Raw genomic sequence first — 743 nt, 5'->3', positions numbered from 1 at the left:
TCGGTGTAGACGTAGTCACGCATTTGCACAGGAATCTCTGTGTCGTCGATGTAATTGTGGCTGATCTTGCGACCAATCTTGAACGTGGCTTGGGTTTTGCTGTTGCTGTTTCTGTGCAGCATCGCGCCTGCACTGGCGTACCAGTCTTGGCTTTTGCCCTCATAGCTCAAGTTGCTGATGTAACCCGGCACGGTTTGTAAATAGCTGCTTTTGTTATAACCCAAACCGAATGTGGCATAGCCCGTGGCGATGTCCCAGTAAGCACCTGTGGTTTTGGTATTGTGCTGATTGTTATCGGCATCCGCATTGCGGTTGTAGTTGAGCGTGAGTTGGTCGTTCAAATGCAACGGTGAATCGATGCTGATGCTGCCATTGAGCTGGTATTCGCCCGTTGATTCGCTGCCTGCGTTGTCGATGCCGATACTACCATTGATGCGCTTGATGAATGGTATGGTTTCGATTTTGTACACAATATCCGATGTACCCGCCACCTCACCAGGTCGCAAGTCTATGCTGGCATTGCCTTGGCTGGACAAGCGTTTGAGGTTCTCTAAGGCCTGATCGGCTTGGCGTTGGTTGTAGAGCTGACCCTCACGATTCGGAAACAGCATGGCCACGCTGCCAATTGGCTTGCCGCCTGCAGTCTCGTAGCTCACTTTGCCAACCGTACCAGGATACCATTCAATCATGAGTGTGCCACTGGCAATGTTCTGCTCTGGGAAATCCACTTTACTGGTGATGTG

The 743-nt window shown here is 51.0% G+C and carries 1 protein-coding gene; it reads right to left on the bottom strand.

All coding sequences use genetic code 11. The features are described 5' to 3' along the window. A partial coding sequence (locus IE082_RS11110; RefSeq protein WP_189493973.1) for a ShlB/FhaC/HecB family hemolysin secretion/activation protein occupies window positions 1-743 on the bottom strand: 743 nt, incomplete at both ends.

Source organism: Formosimonas limnophila, from assembly GCF_014652675.1.
GTDB classification, from domain to species: Bacteria; Pseudomonadota; Gammaproteobacteria; order Burkholderiales; family Burkholderiaceae; genus Hydromonas; species Hydromonas limnophila.
The sequence above is the reverse complement of the archived record's forward strand: the minus strand, read 5'-3'. Positions and strand labels throughout refer to the sequence as shown.